General features: G+C 38.8%; 18 protein-coding genes. 11 read left to right on the top strand and 7 right to left on the bottom strand.

The window, feature by feature from the left end; all coding sequences use genetic code 11:
* The first annotated feature begins 131 nt into the window (after positions 1 to 131).
* The 7 genes from P6N53_RS09155 to P6N53_RS09125 all read left to right on the top strand — a co-directional run bounded on the left by P6N53_RS09155 (position 132) and on the right by P6N53_RS09125 (position 6,681).
* Positions 132 to 767, top strand: a complete 636-nt coding sequence (locus P6N53_RS09155; RefSeq protein ID WP_304542541.1) for a succinate dehydrogenase/fumarate reductase transmembrane subunit — start codon at positions 132 to 134, stop codon at positions 765 to 767.
* The gene (locus P6N53_RS09150; protein ID WP_304542540.1) at positions 764 to 2,584 is read left to right on the top strand and encodes a fumarate reductase flavoprotein subunit; all 1,821 of its coding nucleotides are present in this window, start codon (positions 764 to 766) and stop codon (positions 2,582 to 2,584) included. Before P6N53_RS09155 ends, P6N53_RS09150 begins: the two co-directional genes overlap by 4 nt.
* 15 nt (positions 2,585 to 2,599) lie before the next feature.
* The gene (locus P6N53_RS09145) at positions 2,600 to 3,325 is read left to right on the top strand and encodes a fumarate reductase iron-sulfur subunit (protein WP_304542539.1); all 726 of its coding nucleotides are present in this window, start codon (positions 2,600 to 2,602) and stop codon (positions 3,323 to 3,325) included.
* 123 nt (positions 3,326 to 3,448) lie between these two features.
* Positions 3,449 to 4,375, top strand: coding sequence for a malate dehydrogenase (gene mdh / locus P6N53_RS09140; RefSeq protein ID WP_304542538.1), 927 nt, complete (start codon positions 3,449 to 3,451; stop codon positions 4,373 to 4,375).
* 170 nt (positions 4,376 to 4,545) lie between these two features.
* Complete coding sequence (locus P6N53_RS09135) at positions 4,546 to 5,262, top strand: winged helix-turn-helix domain-containing protein (RefSeq protein WP_304542537.1); 717 nt, start codon at positions 4,546 to 4,548, stop codon at positions 5,260 to 5,262.
* Between the two features lie 132 nt (positions 5,263 to 5,394).
* On the top strand, positions 5,395 to 6,522 hold the full coding sequence (locus tag P6N53_RS09130; protein WP_304542536.1) for a YeiH family protein: 1,128 nt from the start codon (positions 5,395 to 5,397) through the stop codon (positions 6,520 to 6,522).
* A 12-nt stretch (positions 6,523 to 6,534) separates the two neighbouring features.
* Positions 6,535 to 6,681, top strand: coding sequence for a hypothetical protein (locus tag P6N53_RS09125; RefSeq protein ID WP_304542535.1), 147 nt, complete (start codon positions 6,535 to 6,537; stop codon positions 6,679 to 6,681).
* A 41-nt stretch (positions 6,682 to 6,722) separates the two neighbouring features.
* Here P6N53_RS09125 and P6N53_RS09120 read toward each other — a convergent pair whose 3' ends face one another.
* From P6N53_RS09120 to P6N53_RS09095, 6 genes are all read right to left on the bottom strand, one after another.
* On the bottom strand, positions 6,723 to 8,195 hold the full coding sequence (locus P6N53_RS09120) for a PAS domain-containing protein (protein WP_304542534.1): 1,473 nt from the start codon (positions 8,193 to 8,195) through the stop codon (positions 6,723 to 6,725).
* A 19-nt stretch (positions 8,196 to 8,214) separates the two neighbouring features.
* The gene (locus tag P6N53_RS09115) at positions 8,215 to 8,829 is read right to left on the bottom strand and encodes a response regulator transcription factor (protein WP_304542533.1); all 615 of its coding nucleotides are present in this window, start codon (positions 8,827 to 8,829) and stop codon (positions 8,215 to 8,217) included.
* A complete protein-coding gene (locus P6N53_RS09110) occupies positions 8,822 to 10,441 on the bottom strand; it encodes an ATP-binding protein (RefSeq protein ID WP_304542532.1) in 1,620 nt (539 codons plus the stop codon). Before P6N53_RS09110 ends, P6N53_RS09115 begins: the two co-directional genes overlap by 8 nt.
* 172 nt (positions 10,442 to 10,613) lie before the next feature.
* Entirely contained in the window at positions 10,614 to 11,084 is a 471-nt protein-coding gene (locus tag P6N53_RS09105; RefSeq protein WP_304542531.1) for a universal stress protein, read from the bottom strand.
* Positions 11,085 to 11,095: 11 nt separating this feature from the next.
* Positions 11,096 to 12,916, bottom strand: a complete 1,821-nt coding sequence (locus tag P6N53_RS09100; RefSeq protein ID WP_304542530.1) for a flagellar assembly protein A — start codon at positions 12,914 to 12,916, stop codon at positions 11,096 to 11,098.
* A gap of 614 nt (positions 12,917 to 13,530) precedes the next feature.
* Entirely contained in the window at positions 13,531 to 13,719 is a 189-nt protein-coding gene (locus tag P6N53_RS09095; protein WP_304542529.1) for a hypothetical protein, read from the bottom strand.
* A gap of 273 nt (positions 13,720 to 13,992) precedes the next feature.
* Here P6N53_RS09095 and P6N53_RS09090 point away from each other — a divergent pair, with 273 nt between their 5' ends.
* The 3 genes from P6N53_RS09090 (at position 13,993) to P6N53_RS09080 (ending at position 17,029) form a co-directional block, all read left to right on the top strand.
* A complete protein-coding gene (locus P6N53_RS09090) occupies positions 13,993 to 14,676 on the top strand; it encodes a response regulator transcription factor (protein ID WP_304542528.1) in 684 nt (227 codons plus the stop codon).
* Positions 14,673 to 16,199 carry a sensor histidine kinase gene (locus P6N53_RS09085; RefSeq protein ID WP_304542527.1) on the top strand — a complete coding sequence of 509 codons (1,527 nt, stop codon included), beginning with the start codon at positions 14,673 to 14,675 and terminating at the stop codon, positions 16,197 to 16,199. The genes P6N53_RS09090 and P6N53_RS09085 overlap by 4 nt, the downstream gene beginning before the upstream one ends.
* Positions 16,200 to 16,432: 233 nt before the next feature.
* Positions 16,433 to 17,029: a hypothetical protein gene (locus P6N53_RS09080; protein ID WP_304542526.1), complete on the top strand. Its 597-nt coding sequence runs from the start codon at positions 16,433 to 16,435 to the stop codon at positions 17,027 to 17,029.
* 190 nt (positions 17,030 to 17,219) lie between these two features.
* On the opposite strand, the gene P6N53_RS09075 is transcribed toward P6N53_RS09080, so the two are convergent.
* Positions 17,220 to 17,843: a trimeric intracellular cation channel family protein gene (locus tag P6N53_RS09075; RefSeq protein WP_304542525.1), complete on the bottom strand. Its 624-nt coding sequence runs from the start codon at positions 17,841 to 17,843 to the stop codon at positions 17,220 to 17,222.
* Between the two features lie 233 nt (positions 17,844 to 18,076).
* Here P6N53_RS09075 and P6N53_RS09070 point away from each other — a divergent pair, with 233 nt between their 5' ends.
* On the top strand, positions 18,077 to 18,763 hold the full coding sequence (locus P6N53_RS09070) for a response regulator (RefSeq protein ID WP_304542524.1): 687 nt from the start codon (positions 18,077 to 18,079) through the stop codon (positions 18,761 to 18,763).
* Positions 18,764 to 18,823 lie beyond the last annotated feature (60 nt).

Below are 18,823 nucleotides of genomic sequence, written 5' to 3'. Positions count from 1 at the left end.
AGTACAGCCCCGTTTATGTAGAAAAGACAGTAGGCATTATAAGTAACTGAAATTTTGCAATCTTCGTTATTTTCAACTTTACGGGTATGCCCGGAGGTTGTTAATTAAGATAATCACGAAAGGAGAAAGTCATGCAAGCACAGAGGTTACTCACAAAAAATCCCCGGGCTGAACTCTACTACGACATAGTTGAGTTATTTACCGGCCTGACCCTGGTAGGATTTCTGTGGACCCATATGATATTTGTGTCCACCATTTTGCTCGGCACTGAGGTATATGATATTTTAGCTGCCGGACTGGATGACTATTATCTATCCTACATAGGTATTCCATTTATCATTATTGTGGCAATTATGCATGTGTTATCAGCGGGCCGTCGTATTCCTACCAGATATCAAGAGCAAAAAGTTATTTGGCGTCATGCCAAAATGTTAAAGGGAACAGATACCTGGGTTTGGATATTTCAAGTAATTACCGGGGTTAGTATTCTGGCCCTTGGAGCTATTCACGTCTTTGTTGTTCTGGCCCAATGGCCTATTGATGCAGCAATTAGTACTGAACGTATGACAGCATTTTGGTGGTTTTACCTAGTTCTGCTGCTCTTGGGTGAGTATCACGCCGGATTTGGCATCTACCGTCAGTTTGTAAAGTGGGGCTGGTTCCCCCGCAGGCCCTTAGGCTTTGTTTGCAAGGTAATAACTACTATAATTCTTGGACTTGGCTTTGCAGCCCTCTGGGTATTTAATGCATTGGGAGGTGCCCTATGAGCAACTATCAGATTATAACCACTGATGTATTAATAGTCGGTGCTGGATTGGCAGGGGAGCGCGCCGCCATTGAAGCCGCAGCCGCCGGTCTGGATTGCATAATATTAAGTCTTGTACCTCCAAGGCGCTCACACAGCACAGCAGCTCAGGGGGGGATGCAAGCATCCCTAGGAAACTGTGCCATGGGCAAAGGTGATGGACCAGATGTTCACTTTGCAGATACCGTTAAGGGATCTGACTGGGGCTGTGACCAGGAGGTTGCCCGTTTGTTTGTAAATACCGTACCTATTGCAGTAAGGCAAATGTCTTACTGGGGAGTACCTTGGAACAGGGTGGTGGCAGGAAAGAAAACATTGCCCGATGGCCGGGAAATTGAAGACACAAAGGATATGGAAGGCTTAATAACTGCCAGGGATTTCGGAGGAACGGCCAAATGGCGGACCTGCTACACTTCAGATGGCGCCGGACATACCATGCAGTATGCTGTTGACAGTGTTGTTATAAAAATGGGAATCACCGTCCATGACAGAACCGAGGCAATTTCCTTAATTCATGATGGTACAACTTGCCAGGGCATGGTGGTTCGCTGCCTCCGCAGTGGTGAGCTGCGTATCTATCTGGCCAAGTCAACGGTTATTGCCACTGGCGGCTATGGAAGACTCTATGGAGCATCTACCAACGCGATTATAAACGAAGGTAGTGGTATGTATATCGCCATAGACACGGGGATTGTGCCATTAGGTAACATGGAGGCAGTACAATTTCACCCAACCGGCATGGTGCCAGTCTGGATTCTGATAACCGAAGGCGCACGGGGGGATGGAGGATATTTATTAGATAAGAATCTACACCGTTTTATGCCTGATTATGAGCCTGCAAAGAAAGAGTTAGCCTCTAGGGACGTGGTTTCCCGGAGAATGATTCAGCATATCCGCAAGGGGCTGGGTGTAGAAAGCCAATATGGACAACACCTATGGCTGGATATACGTCACTTAGGGGAAAAACATATCAATACAAACCTGCGGGAAATCGCAAATATCTGTCGAAACTTTAACGGCATTGATCCCATAAAGGATTTAATACCTGTCCGGCCTACCCAGCACTATAGTATGGGCGGGGTAAGAACAAATATTGATGGCGCTGCCTACGGACTTAAAGGGTTGTTTGCCGTTGGCGAAGCAGCCTGCTGGGATTTGCATGGATTTAATCGCCTTGGTGGAAACTCTTTGGCTGAAACAGTGGTCAGCGGTATGATAGTAGGTAAGAAGGTAGCAGAATACACCTTAGGAGCAAGCTTAAACTATAACTATACACAGGTACAGGATTTTGCTAAACAGCAGAGGGAAAAAATCAATACCTTAATCAGCGGTAAACAGGGTAAAGAGAACGTATATCAGATCCGGCGTGAAATGGAACAAACCCTTATGGACTATGTGGGAATATTCCGTAACGGACCCGACCTAGAAAAGGCAGTGGCAAAGCTGCAAGAGCTTTACCACAGATCCCTTAAGCTTGGTCTAAAGTCAGATGGTAAGTGGGCTAATCCAGAGCTGTCAAGTGCCCTAAGGATGCCAGGGATGTTAAAACTAGCCCTCTGTATATCCTACGGTGCATTACAGCGCACAGAAAGCCGCGGCAGCCACGCCAGGGAGGACTTCCCCAAAAGGGATGATGTTAACTGGCTTAAGAGAACCTTGGCTTACTGGCCAGCCGGCAGCAGTTTACCCAAATTAGATTATGAATCGGTGAAGATTACTGAATTACCGCCTGGAGACAGGGGTTACGGTGAATCCAGTGCTAACCAAGGAAAAAAGTAACTCAAGGAGGCTGCTATGAGTAGGCAACTTACTTTTAGTATATTTAGGTATAATCCTAACGATCCGTCTTCGGCCCCTAGAATGCAGGAATATACACTAAATGAAAGCACCGGCATGACCATCTTTGTGGCCCTTAACCAAATACGAGAGGAGCAGGACCCATCCCTTAATTTTGATTTTGTCTGCCGGGCGGCAATTTGTGGTTCCTGTGCTATGGTAATAAACGGTCGTCCCAGGCTAGCCTGTAAGACCTTAACTAAAGACTTTAAGGATACAATCACATTGATGCCCCTGCCGGTATTTAAACTAGTTGGTGACCTTGCAGTAGACACAGGAACCTGGTTTAGGCACATGTCTTTAAAAACCGAGTCTTGGATTCATACCAACAAAAAGTTTGATCCCATTGCTCAAGAAGATCGCATGGATAATGAAGTGGCCCTAAATATTTACGAATCTGAGCGTTGTATTGAGTGCGGCTGCTGTATAGCTGGCTGTGCAACTGCCAATATCAGAGAGGAATTTCTTGGAGCTGCGGGCATTAACCGGGTAGGACGCTTTATGGTAGATCCCAGGGATGAGCGCTCTGATATGGAATATTTTGAAGTCATTGGTTCCGACGAAGGGGCCTTCGGATGTATGGGCTTGATGGCCTGTGATGATAATTGCCCCATGGGACTGCCCTTACAATTACAGCTGGCCTTTGTGAGGCGTAAGATCACTATGGCAGGTTTGAAGTCATAAACAGATGTTAATAATTACTAATATAGTTGATAATCATCCCTTCGCGTGCTAAATTTAAATAGGCACATTATTTAAATGAGCTAAATTATTTGCATTATATAATAATGGGAGGAACCTTAAAGAATGAAGAGAAACAAAATCACTATTGTAGGTGCCGGTAATGTTGGAGCAACTTGTGCCCATTGGGCCGCTGCTAAGGAATTAGGGGATATCGTTCTTATCGACGTGGCCGAGGGAACTCCCCAAGGAAAGGCCCTTGATTTAATGGAGGCTGCCCCGGTTGAAGGTTATGATAGTATTATCATCGGTACCAATGACTATGCGGATACTGCTGACTCAGATGTTGTTATTATTACGGCCGGAATAGCTAGAAAGCCTGGTATGAGTCGGGATGACCTACTCAATACAAATGCCGGTATTGTTCGTAATGTTACAGAACAAATCGTAAAATACTCACCTAATTGCTATATCCTGGTAGTAACCAACCCGGTTGATGTAAGTACATATATTGCCTACAAGGCCAGTGGATTTGGGCCAAACCGTGTATTTGGACTATCCGGGGTTCTTGATTCAGCCAGATTCCGTACATTTATTGCCCGGGAACTAAACGTGTCCTTTGAAGATGTTACCACCTTTGTTCTTGGTGGACATGGTGACGATATGGTGCCACTGGTCAAATATACCTATGTTGGTGGCATACCAGTTTCAACCCTAATCCCTGAAGATAAACTGGAAGCTATGGTTGAAAGGGCCAGAAAAGGCGGAGCAGAGATTGTAAACTACCTTAAGACAGGAAGTGCTTTCTATGCCCCCAGTGCATCCGTAATGCAAATGGCAGAATGTATCCTGAAAGATAAAAAGAGGATTCTACCAGTTTCCGCTTACCTGCAAGGTGAGTATGGTGAGTCGGATGTATTTGCCGGTGTTCCTGCCATTATTGGTGGAGATGGTGTGGAAAAGATCATTGAAATAGATTTAAGTGAAAATGAAATGCAAGCCCTTAAGAACTCTATTAATTCTGTTCGAAGCAATATTGCACGTTTAAGCTAGTCTTAATGTTCGTCTAGGAATAGCATCCTATAATTTAATTTATTAAAGCTTGGTTTTTAAGGAACCAAGCTTTAACTTTATTTTAACTCAAAATTAACCCTTAGTTCAGTGTGCTTTAACAAATGATAATTACAATTTAACTAGTGAATATCTGAGATAGGGGATTTAATGTGGGTAAAATACTAGTGATAGATGATGAAGATAATATTTTAGAGTTAATTAAATTTAACTTAGAAAAGGATGGTCATCAGGTTATCCTAGCAAAAAATGGTGAAGAAGGCTTACATTTTGCTAAAGTTGAATTACCGGACTTAATAATCCTAGATGTGATGATCCCAGAACCAGATGGACTTGAAGTCTGCAGAAAGCTTCGCCATGATGATAATACTTCATCAATACCTATCCTTATGATTTCCGCTCGGGGCGATATTTTAGACAGGGTGGTTGGTCTTGAAATGGGTGCTGATGATTATATACCAAAACCCTTCAGCCCCAGGGAATTGAATGCAAGGGTCAAAGCTAATTTGCGCCGAACGAAGAATGAAAAACCCCAGTTTACAAGCAGCAGAGAACTAAAATCAGAAGGATTAGTAATTGATGTCGAAAAGTTTCAAGTATTACTTAATAATCAGCTGATAAATTTTACACCTAAGGAGTTTAAACTACTTCATACCTTGATGGCATATCCAGGTAAAGTATTTACCAGGGAACAGCTGCTGGATAGGGTCTGGGGATTTGAGTTTAATGTAGACACAAGAACAGTGGATGTTCATGTAAGATATGTCAGACAGAAAATAGAGGATGACCCATCTAATCCCCAGTACATTAAAACAGTTAGAGGCATTGGATATAAATTTGTAGACAATAGCAATAATAAATTACCTTAATACAAAATAAAATGATAAAATTAATGCACAGGGGTATGCTCCCTGTGCATTTTCCTTTTCAAGAATATATGTCGAGAAATATTGAATACTGCTATAATATTAATAATCCAAGTTTGGCTTCAGGAGGAATTAATGCATTTTAATATAATGTCATTTATTATTAAACCCATTCCAGGTATTCTTCTCATGTTTGCCATTGCTGTTTTCACCATGGGTGGAAGTGATCTAGGCATACCCTGGCCGGGGTTGGAGTCAATATTCGTATTCAATGAATATACGAAGCTGTTTTTTATTGATTACCTCCGCTTAAACTATATACTATTATCCATCCTTATTGGCATGATCATAGGGAATCTTTTTACAATACCAAATTGGCTATTGCCAGGTGTGTTAACCTCAAGACTTTTCATTAAACTAGGCGTCATACTTCTAGGCTCACTTTACAGCTTTGTTGACTTAGCACAGCTTGGTGCCACTGCCATAATATTGGTATTATTCTTTATTATTTTCACCATGATATTTACCCTTTGGCTTGGCAATAGATATGGCATGGACCCGGCATCATCGGCAGTATTGGCAGCCGGAACCGCCGTGTGTGGTGTTTCGGCAGTTGTAGCCACAGCACCGGCAGTACGGGCTAGGACCACCGATGTAGTATATTCTATTGCAACGATATTATCTTTTGGTGTGGCATCTTTATTTATATTTCCTTTAGTAGGTGCAATAATTGGCCTTAGTCCTCACCAGTTTGGTGTCTGGGCCGGCACAGGTATATTAAGTTCTGGACAAGTATTGGCAGCATGTCTAGCCTTTGATCCTGGGACTGCAGAACATGCCTCTGTTAGCTTGAAAACCGGTGAGATTTATAATCTTACCAGGGTCTTATTTTTACCCTTTGTTGTTTTGGCCCTGGCAGCTGTAACAAGTAAATCAGCTCAGCTACCGGATGAACATATAAATATTCATACTGGGCTCTGGAGCAAATTCCCTGTGTTTGTCTTAGGATTTTTAGTTATGGTATTTCTTACTTCCTTTGGTTTTTTAGGTCATACCTCGCCACCTTCACCAGAACTTATTACTATCCGAAAGTTATACAATTGGTTTTTTGCCATCGGTTTAACGGGTTTAGGAATGCAAATATCCCTAAAGGAACTAAGAAAAGCAGGGGGGAAGCCCCTGGCAGTTGGCTCGGCAGCAGCTCTGTTAAAGGCAGTGCTAGCCTTAATAGTGGTTCTATTATTTGTTTCTGAAGGACCTTAAGGAGGTACAGTGATGAGTGGCTTAGGAGAACAAAAGGGGCCAGAGGAGAATAAACAAAAGCATAGGCTCCTAACAATATTCCCCACAGAGAGAATAGAGGATTATGTAGCCCTATCCCTTGCCCTTGTTATAGTTATAGTAATATTAGTAATACATTAATAAAAGAACTGTACCATGCATTATTATGGTACAGTTCTTTTTTAGTTATTAATTAATTCCCCCGCCGGAGGGAGTAACAGTACCAGGGTTCCATCATAAATGCCATCCACATCATATACCGGAACGATATCACAGGTTAATCCAAAGGACTTTAACTCTATCCTTTTGCGACCGCCTGAATCAATGTTACTATAAATATTTTCAGCCAGTTCAGGGTCAACTACACCAACATTGGTGCCTATATTCAAGTTGCCGAATAAATACTTTGCAATGAGGTTAGCAAAGGAAATTTGATGATTTTTATCCACGAATAAAATACCCTGGGGTATAGATTCTATAAGTTTATCTAGAATATGAACATATTCATTGTCCTCTCTGGCACTGTTTCTGATAACAGTTAACGAACCCAATATTTTATTTGTTTTAACTATTGGTGAGTGAATGGTTTTATATAGCTTATCACCAAACTTTAGGGATAGGGTTAAAGACTTATCATTACCATCCTGAATGTCAACATTGCTGAAGAGTTCCTTAAGTTTTATATTTCTTAGCGTGCTTCGACGATTAGCAAAAATATTATGGGCAGCTTCATTGGCAAAAAGTATCAGGCCAGAATTATTGGCAATTATAACACCTTCATTAATCTGATTAAAGATGGCAAAATCAATATTTTCAAAATAGGTCTTTGCGGTATTTACTCCCCAGAACTCTACAAATAATTGATATAGGCAGGCATAAAGGGCAAATACCAAAAGCAATATTGTAATGGCTCTATAGGTTTCAAAATTGTTATCTCTAAAGAAAAAATAAACCTTCCAGTCTGTTTTTTCAATGATGGTGTACTTGACATTATATTTTATGTTGCCCCAGAAATAGCTGTCCTGTAAATGTACAAAGTCTTCCAGGGATGCTTCATCAAAGGGCCAAATGATGGGATAATTATTCTTATCAAATACTGCAATGCTGTAGTTGTTATCCATAAATTCCTGCAGCATTTCTTTTTGGTATTGATCAAACCTAAAGCAAATAACCAGGGCATTATCATTTGTTTGTAGTGGAACTAGAATACTAATTACCTTGAACTGAGAGTCTAAATCAGTATGGACCTCAGAGGTAATAATATCTGAAGGGCCATGCTCAAGTTCCTTTCTAAATAGATTATTAACAACATCATCAACAAAAGAATTCTTAAAAAGACTGGACTTAATATTCCCATGCTTGTCAAGTAAATAAACGTTTGTAATGCGATGATCATATGAAGGTATTCTAGCTATTGATTCGTCAATATCATTTTCACTTTCAACCTTTTTAGCCGCACTTATGCTTATAGCCTTAAGATCTTCAGTAAACAAATTTGTTTTATTGATGGCCACCTGCTGAATACTGTTCTCATAATCATTTAATACACTTTTTGTGTGCCTAAACTCCATAACACCAAACAAGATAAAAACGCTTATAAAAGAAATAATAACAAACATGGGGAACATATTTTTGCTCTGTGGAGATTGTTTCATCATATCCTCCATATTTGTCCTACTTAATTAGACCCTTTTTAACAGCAATTGTTAGAGCTTCTTCCACGGAATTTACCGATAACTTGGAAAATATATCCCTAAGTCTTCTCCGAAAGGTTGAAAGGCTCATAAAAAGAATATTGGCAATTTCCTTTTGGTTTTGTCCGCTGGCGAGTAACTGTAATATTTGAATTTCCTTATCTGATAGACCAGGGTCCGAAAGGTTCAAAAGGGTGTGGGTATTAAGGCCCGGGTAGAGATAGGAACGCCCATTATAAGTCATTACCACAGCTGATTTAATTTCATCAAAGAAGGCATATTTGGGAACGAACCCCTTTACTCCACATTCCATAGCCTTCTTAATGAAAATGGCATCATCGTAGGTAGTAAGTGCAACATGCTTTATATGGGGGTATAGTTTTCTTATTTCATTGGACAAATCCAGGCCGTCTCCGTCCGGTAGACCAATATCCAGGAGAATTACATCGACATTTGAATTTACCTTCTCTAATGCCTCACTACAAGAGCCAGCCTCAGCCACAACAGAAATATTGTCTTCAAGCTCCAATAGTTTTTTGAGACCTTCCCGGAAGACATTATGATCTTCAATCAGCATAACCTTTATATTACTCATTTAGCTGCCCTCCCGGCATAATAGGAACTGTAAGGGTGACACAGAAACCAGAATCATTTTGACCAAAGGAAATTTCACCACCAATAAGGCTGGCACGTTCCTTCATACCCCATAAACCTTTACCTGCGACAAAATCTCCATCGGTACCCCCATTGTCCTGAATCTCTATTTTTAGCAAGTCATTTAAAACGGTGAAACTAATATCCACCTCGGTGGCCTTAGCGTGTTTGGTAATATTGCTTAGTCCCTCTTGAATGATTCTATAGATAATAATCTCGTCCTTCTTTTTAATCCTTAGCGCACGGTCCTGGTATAAGATGTATACCTTAATTTTATTAAGTTTTTCAAAAGTTAGTACATATGATTCAAGGGCTGATATTAAACCTACTTTATCTATTAAATACGGGTGAATATCATTCATAATTCCTCTCATCTCAATGGCTGCTGTCTGGCAGTGGGAGCGAAGATCTAGGAGACTATCCAAGAGCTCACCTTTAATATTAGCGTTTTTGTTAAGTCGCAATATATAATCGAGAGAATGAATGATAGTGGACATATATCGCCCGATCCAATCATGGATCTCAATGGATATTCTTTTTCTTTCCTTTTCTAAAGTATCTAAAAGTAATGGCTTGTCTTTTTGCGTATCTGTCACAACTGCAACAAGCATTGCTCCGGCTGATTTATTTAAGATCATGATGGGGGAGTAATCTACTGATAAATCAATATTCCGACCATCCAAGGCATAACTAATACGATACTTTGAGATTTCCTTATCTTGTAAAAGTACTTGGAGCAAAGGCTGGGTGATGCTTTGCAGATGGGGAAATAGACCTGGTATATCTTGAATATTTCGATCTTGTATTGAACTTGGAAGTATGCCAAACAATTCTTTAGCAGAATTATTAATGTGTTTTATATAACCCTTATTATCAACAAATATTGAGGCAAATTTATTATAGTGTGCTAGCTTATCTAAGTAAAAACAATGACTTAAGAAAGGGTGAAAAGTCTTAAACATGAACCAGGGAAGTATTATGAGGGCAGATAACAATATAACTAATAAAAGCATTATATTGCCATTCATTTTTATAATCGTACCTTGAAAGTAATGATCAAACCTTATATGATTGGCGCTAGTTGTAGCACGTAATTTCTCTGTTAATTCCTGGGAGAACACTTTATTTCTAAGGTGCAAGGATTTTAAATCTTCAGTAGAATACTCATTTGATTTTATTACAGGAATGACTTCCTTATCAACAAAGGAAATATATGATTTAGTCATTTCAATCATATCTAATATTTCTTGTTTATTATCGAGGGAAGCACTATTTAGCAATTCTAACTCTTTTTTTATAGCTAATGAACTATGTTTAAAATAAATATCTAAGTATTCACCTTCTGAGTAAGAAATGTAATCTTGTAAATTTATGGTCATTAGTAAAATGTCAGAGGATAGATCATTATAACTGTTGAAATTATAGTAATATTTTTCCAGTTCACCAACTTGACTAAAGCTAGTAAAGAAATTTTTAAACAGTATTCCAGAAGAAATAATTACTATTAAAAGGAAAACTAATATTATATTAAGAAGTTTTTTATCTATTGACATGCAACTATCTCCATCATTTTAATGTATTATTATAGAACATAGTATATATACAAGTATATCAGATCTATATTCAGCAGCAAAGATTAGATTATGTTAATCTGTATTCTGCCATTAATGACAAAAATAATTGACAAATAAAAAAGGTTGAGTATTATTCAATACTAACCTTAATCTAAGCTATTGGTAATTTGGGGCCGAGATAGATGGGACAAGTTATCTTCTTCGTTAATGACTTTATATTGTAGGATAATCCACCTGCTGCACCCGGGGCGGTGGAATAGGGGTTTGGCAGAACTAAGAGCAGGGGTTTAATCATAGATACGGTATCATATATCACTGTTTCAGTCTTGCCAACCTTTACCTCTGCAATGGTTTCGACAGATGTTATTCCTGCTAGTTCTATGGTATTATTTAATATGCTTTCTGCCTGCTCTGTTAGGCCAATTTCAAGCCAATCCTGGAAACTTATTCGAGTGGATGAGGAGCTCATCCACTCGTCACCCAGCAGATTCCGCCAGCCTTGATCCAGAATAAATACTACATGAAGAATAGCATTTTTAAAGGAAGCAAATTCAATGGCTGTTTCAGCAGCGGCCATTGATGAGGGAGACCCATCAGTTATAAATAATATTCGTGCCGACATTGGTTACCTCTTTAGAAATTCTTAATTTGCAAATATCCTTCTTCATCCAGACTTACTTCTATATTTGTCATCTTTTTCTCTAATACCTTTTGCATTTTACCAACCTGTACCTTTACGCCCTCAAAGGCATTAGTAATTTTAATCTTTTTATCCTTGGCTGTTATAACCACTGACTTTGAGCTAAATTCCGATCCAAGTTCTTTAATGAAGATATCATCTTTAGCTTCAATGACGCCTCCTCTGACAACTCCATTAACAGTAACATTGCCTTCGGCAATAATATGTGTATTGAAGCAACCCGCGCCTTGAACCATAACATCACCGGAACTTTTGATGACAGAATTTAGTACTACATTTACATCTACCAAGCTCCTGTTTTTCTCGTGCCTTGCTGCATAGTAGAAAAATGAGTTTAGCTCGTTTATGGTGGCTTCAAAATCAGCGGGGGTTTGATACTGAACAAGTTTAATTAAATGAAGATTATTAACAAGTTTCTGAAGCTTATGGTCATACTCACCTAAAAGCTTCATGTCAAGTTCTTTAAACATTTTTTGAATTTTATCCAGCAGCCCAATAAAATTAGTATACCTCTTTTCAATAAGAAGAACCAGAACATTGCCAAAGTTGATATTTGTATTGGGTGGTAATTTGTCATACATGATAGCCCCGGCTAGCAGGAGATTTTCTAGAGCTTTACCTAATTCTTGAAGAGGGGGCTTGAGGGTATTGCAAATGACGAAAAAACCACCACTAATAATCTCTGAATTAACTATATTACCCTTTACAGTAACATTCCCGCCTGCAATTATAGTACATCTCGTAATGATATTTGATACGGTAATATCACCACTGGCACTAACACTCATATCATTTTCCACTGAACCAAGAATTGTTACATTTCCTTTAAAGCGAATATTACCGGTTTTCACATTAACATCTTCAGGAATCTTAAGAACCGGATCTACAGAAATAATATAATTTGTACCAGACTTTTGGACAACAGGCAGTCCTTCTGTTTGAGCGATGGCTTTAATGCCATCTTCTATAATTTGAACGCCGAAGCCAGATAACAGGTTTATTCTTTTAGGTTCATTAACTCTTATTTCCTGACCTAATACATTTTTACCCGGCTTGCCTAGTTGGCCCTGTATCTTAATGGCTAGAACATCACCACTGGAAACAGATGGAATAGATTGCATTTCTTTAAAATTAATAGTCTCAGAGGAATTAGCTATTGATTTTCTTTTATCAAAAACAATATCTATAGTGTCATCAATGGGTGGGGAAGGGGGCAACCCACTAGCCACTAGAACCATTCCGTTAGAAGTGTTTCTAATGATATCATTTACTCTTTCCTGATCAATACCATAGCTAATGTTGCTTTTATTAAGTAAGGTTGCTAGGGACTCTGTTGTTTCTGATATCGTAGTAGTTTTGATATGTTTGACTTTTAAAAAGAGTTTTGGGGCGGGAGGTGAATCTTCTAACTGATAATTGTTAAGAACATCCGGTTTAATATCTATAAAGGCGGACATTTTATCAGGAGATACATGGACCCTAACAAAACCCGGCTCAGTAAAGGCTGGAAGATTTACGGATATTTCATCAGCCGTGGTTAATTCCACAGGTTTTGTAATTTGTTCTCCGTTCACGAATAGCTGTATTTCTGGACAGGGGACAATTGTAACTGTATCTTCTGGGCTGGTAGTTTGTACGTAAACTTTTCCCCCATTGACCCATGCAACGGACCTTTGTTTACTATTGGATTCATTATCGGGGTTATTGAGGGGGATTGATCCGCTTATACTTTTTTTATCAAAGTTATCTATCATTTCATTACCCCCGTTCTGATAAATCTTGCTAATTCTATCATAGGTAATTTTATCCTGGATATAAATAGGACATATATCCACTTAACATGGGCCAATGGTCCCGGTTTACTAATTTAACTATATTTTAATTTTAACATAAGCAGGTTGAGAGTATAAAATGGTAAAATATAACAGGCAAGCTCTGAAAAATACTGTATATCTATGTCTAAACCATTGATGAGAAATAGTTATGCTGTTAGAATTTAAGCAGGAGCAATGAAGATCCTATAAACTTATTAAAACACAGGCAATGAAGCACTGAAAAACCAGGAAGAGACTGGACTCAGTGCTTTTTGTATTCATGGGCATAGGTCTTATATATGGGAGGTAGATGTTTATGATTGATTTATTTATGGTTTTTATATATTCACTATTAAAGATTTCCTTGGTAGTTGGCATATCCTTTCTGATATTTAATGTATTAGAAAGGTATTTGTCAATAGAATCAACAGAAGCTAATATGGATCAAATGAATTATTTAATTAATTCTCTGCTATAAGCTAGAACAAATTAATAGGAGTAGAAAATAGTGCCATAAAAATACTAGAAAAGGTCTGACCCGTGTCAGACCTTTTCTAGTTTACTAATTTATCAACTTTTAAGAAGGACTTAAATCTCTTAATCACATTACTTTCTCTTTTTAAAGTAGTTACTGTGTAAAATTTTGAAAACAGTGGTGCTTCATTTTGCTTGCTGGAAAGTTTGACATGGGTCAACAGGTTTGTGGTGCCAGCATCCTTAATATAGTTTAGATGTCCTAACATCCTAAAACCTCCTATCTGTGAACAAAGTTTTATGATGACGGTAAAATCAATAATACAGTAAATAATTAGTTACGTAAAGTCAAAGCTAGTGGAAGAACTGTAATTAGACGGAAGCTATGTAATGTAATTAACAATCTAATTTGCTTGTTACAGGTAAAATATAGTTTATAATACAATATATTCAACAAACTTTCAGTTTTCATTCAGTCTCCATTAAGTTAATTAGCAGATAATTATAGGCATATTGAATCTATGAAGGTGGTAGTGTAAGGAATGCAGCAGCTAAAGGGTATAAAAATTCTTATAGTGGATGATGAACCAAATATATTGCAATTTTTAGAGTTAGGTCTACAAAACGAAGGATTTGAGATAGGGACAGCCCTTGATGGCATGACAGCCATTACATTAATGAAGAAATTCCAGCCCCATGTTGTTATATTAGATGTGATGATGCCGGGGATGGATGGCTTTGAAGTATGCCGAATGATCAAAAAAATGGATAATGTGTCAATTATCATGCTGACTGCTAGGGACGAGGTGGATGATCGGGTAAAAGGCTTAAATCTAGGGGCGGATGATTATATGGTAAAACCCTTTAGCTTTGAGGAATTACTGGCTAGGATCTATGCTAGAATAAGAAACCAATTCCCTAACTTATTTGGAGAAGTGGTGATCGGACCCTTTCAGATAGATGATCGTCGTAAAGAAATAAGGTTGGAAAATCGTATTTTAGAGCTTTCTCCCACAGAGTATGAGCTTCTAAAATATTTAGTCCTTAATCATGGATTAGTTTTAAGTAAAACCATGATCTTAGATAAAGTATGGGGCTATGATTTTGCTGGAGAGGAAAACATTGTTGAGGTTTACATAAGGTTATTAAGGGAAAAATTGCATGATAAAGAACACAGGTTGATACGAACCTTGAGGGGGGCAGGGTATCGGGTGGATGTCTCATGATGTCCAAAAAAAATCATCAGTTTAATACCATATTTGCTGCCAACTCACTCCAGATCCAACTTCTATCCCGAACATTATTAATCCTTGCAGTTATGCTAGTGCTTATAGGGCTGCTGCAATATATTTTTATGAAGGATGTCATCTACAAAAATAAAGCCAGCAGTTTGATTAGTCAAGTCCGTTCGATACCTCATTTTAACTGGGAATATCCTGGTATTAACTTAGAAAATGAAGCTAAATACTCTCAAAGAATATTTTTTCCGGAGACCAGTTTGGCATTTATAGATGTGCAGGGCAGCTACGCCATATTATCCATGGGTCCTGGTAGTGCGGAACCTCCGAGATTTGATAGACAAGTATATTTAAATGCATTGAAGAAACCGGAACACGATCGGCCCGGCAGTCAAGATTCGCCAAGGGTTGATAGGCCAGAGCGTTTGGATATACTGAAGAGAAGTCCCGGTCCGGATTACAAGATTATCCATGCTGGTGGAGCTGAACAATTAATTGTGCTGCAGCCTGTAATTGAAAGGGGTCAGATCCTTGGAATTGTTCAGATAAGCACCTTGACTGGCCCTCTGAAGGAATTGCTCATTCGTCAGTTGCTCACCTTTTTGTTCCTTTCCCTCACTGCCATGTTATTTGGATTATTTGGTTTTTTACCAATACTTAGAAGAACATTGGTGCCATTATATAATATGGTGGATACGACGGAACAGATAGATGCCGGTAATTTAGCAAAACGCTTCCCAACACAACAGGGCCAATTAGAAATTGATGGTTTATCTGAATCCTTCAATGGAATGTTGGAGAGATTAGAAGCTTCCTTTGAAACAGAAAGAGAAACAAAGGAACAAATGCGTCGTTTTATTGCCGATGCGTCCCATGAGCTTCGAACCCCTTTAACCTCAATTCATGGATTTCTAGAAGTATTATTACGAGGTGCAGCCAATCAGCCAGAACAACTTCACAAAGCACTAAAGAGCATGCATGGTGAATCGGAGCGTCTTAATAAAATTGTACAGGATCTAATACTCCTTGCCAAAATGGATCGTACCTCTCACATTGAACTTGCAGAAGGCCAACTAGAAACAGTAGTCAATGAAATGGAGCCCCAGTTCAGAATCTTGGCAGGTAACAGAACCCTTGATTTACAGATACAGTCCAACATCAAATGTAAATTTGATCGAGATAAGATGAAACAAGTTATTTTAAATTTGTTCCATAATGCTGTGCAGCATACCGATCCTGATAGGGGAAAGATAAGGATTGAACTAGTCAAAACAGATATGGGCTACAGGTTATCTGTTCAGGATAATGGACCAGGGATAAACGTAAAACACCTCCCCCACATCTTTGAACGTTTTTACCGTGTTGATACTTCCCGAACACGTAAATACGGGGGAGCTGGACTAGGCCTATCTATTACGAAGTCCATAGTAGATGCCCATGGGGGTTTACTTACTGTTGAAAGCAAAGAAGGAGAAGGAACTACTTTTTGTATTCAGCTTCCTGGATTATAACCTTTAATATAATATCAGAAAGGCACTTACATGCTGACCTTTGTAAGTGCCTTTCTATATTTTAAGGAAGCCTTAAGGTTAGCTTAAGCTGGTTTTCAGTAAGCATTCAGTGTAGACTCATAAATCTGAATTAAGATAATTATGGGATTTAAAATTACAAATACTGGCTGAGAGGTGAAACTATGAGTAATTAAGACAAATAATCAAATATCCTATGAAGGAATGGAGATGTTATGATGAAAATTGTTTTTTTGCCAGCTTTAACTAAATGTAAAGCTGTGCTGCTATTGGTTATACTTAGTTTGATATGCCTAAGCCTTAGTGGTTGTGGTGGCATTTCAGAGGCCCAGCCACAAAAGGGCGAGGTGATTAAGAATATTACTTTACCAAAGGAAAAACCAAACCTAATAGGCAAGGTTAAAGAGATTGTGGGGAATGAAGTTACTATTTACAAAGCTTTGGACGGACAGGAAAAACCGGAACCAAAGGAGGATGCTGCTGAAAAAGCACCTAATGGTGATAATATTCCAAGACCTAGTGAAAATAGGCCCGGTGGCGGTGGATTTGAGGTTGCTTTTGCAGAGGAGACAGAAACTTTAATGATACCTGTTGGGGTACCAATTATTTCTTTGCAAAATGGAGAACCTAAGGAAATTGAAATTACCAAGATTACAGCTGAAAGTACATTAAGAATCTGGAAAGATGAAGAGACAATCACCCTTGTCCAAGTAATAGGTAATAACAAAAATAGAGCTACTCAGCAAGAACAAGGTAATAGGCAGGGAGAAGGAATTGGCGGCCCAATGGGTGGCCCACCACCTGGGATGTAAGCAAGGAGGTACTAATGAATATATTATCAGCTTCCAGCGGGACTGATAGTTCCCTATGGGAGGGTAGTAGTAATTTAAATAATGAAATTGGTCAAAATGTTGACCAGCTAGTTTAAATATTTTAAATTGGGACGGCTGCTTCTGGAAATTCTACTTTCAGAAAGCCGTCCTTTGAATTTATGGCTAAATCTTATAAACTCCCTGTTGTATTTGAGTGGACTCTAACTAAACACCAGTTAAATCTAATGGCTAAAACCCTTAATAAGATTACAAAACCGGCCGATGATAACATAACAAAATTTTGTGGTATGCCATGGTTGTGAAGGAGCACATAGATGATTCCACCACCAATACAGGTTATGGCATAAAAGTCCCTCATAAGTACAGCCGGTATTTCATTTGCCAGCAAATCCCTGATGATCCCACCAACCACTGCGGTGATTAAGCCTAATATCACTGCCCCTGCAAAGGAAACGTCTGCTGCCAATGCCTTTGACACACCAATACATACAAAGGTACCCAGACCTAAGGCGTCTGCTAAAAGAATTACTGAATTAATTCTAATCAATGCCCTATAAAAAAGGAAAGCTAAAAGGGATGCAATAATTGAGATGTAAATATAGATTGGCTCAGTAAGAATGAAGACAGGCGTGTCACCTAATAAAAGATCCCTCGTTGTACCTCCGCCAATGGCAGTTACAAAGGCAAGGACAAAAATACCAAATAGATCCATATTTTTTCTAATTGCCAAGATAGCACCAGATAATGCGAAGGCAAAGGATCCCAATAGGTCTAGTGAATACATAATAGTCATAGTAGACACCTTTCATTTATAAAATCAATCAACACCCAAATCTTTAAATGAATTTATTATATGACAAGGGAAATTGAATTACAACGATGTTTGTTCTTACCGGAATGGCCACAAAAATAATATGGTAAGTTTAACATTTTTGTGATAATCCTTATATACTTTGACAAAGGCTTTAATATAGCTTTACTATAGATAATAATACTATTGGCTTTGGAAAAAGAAGGAGGCTTTCTATGAACCGGTTACGTGTACTGGTCGTAGATGATGAGGACAAAATTCGACAAGTTATTCGCATCTACTTAACAAATGAAGGTTTTGACGTGGGAGAAGCTGAAGATGGAGAGAAGGCCCTTAGCATGTTTCGCGTTTCGTCTTGGGATTTAATTATACTCGACGTGATGATGCCTAAATTGGATGGCGTAACTGTCTGCCAGGAAATTCGTAAGACATCTAAGGTTCCGATTATTATGTTAACTGCAAAGAATGATGAAGTAGACCGTATACTGGGTCTGGAATTTGGGGCAGATGATTATATGGGTAAGCCCTTTAGCCCACGGGAATTAATTGCTCGCATTAAGGCTGTAATGCGCAGAATGGTTACTAATGAGAAGGCGGAAGAACATCTTATCAATGTCACCGGTATGAGCATAAATCTAATTAGCCGGGAGGTTTCGATCCAGGATAAAGTAATCACCTTAACCCCAAAGGAGTTTGACCTACTGGCACTTCTAGCCAGAAACCAGGGGCGTTCCTACAGCCGGGAACAACTTCTGGAGATGGTTTGGGGCTTTGACTATTTTGGGGATGTTAGGACAGTTGATACTCACATCAACCGACTTAGGGACAAGCTTCGTGCTGCCGGTGCAGCTAATTATATTAAGACCGTCTGGGGCATTGGCTATAAAATTGATGTGGAATAAACATTGAAATTGTTAAAATCAGCCAGCAGTTGTGCTGGCTGATTTTAACTTAACCCATCT

It is taken from the genome of Desulforamulus aquiferis (genome assembly GCF_030577015.1).
Lineage (GTDB): Bacteria > Bacillota > Desulfotomaculia > Desulfotomaculales > Desulfotomaculaceae > Desulfotomaculum > Desulfotomaculum aquiferis.
This window is presented reverse-complemented; position numbering and strand designations above follow the sequence as displayed.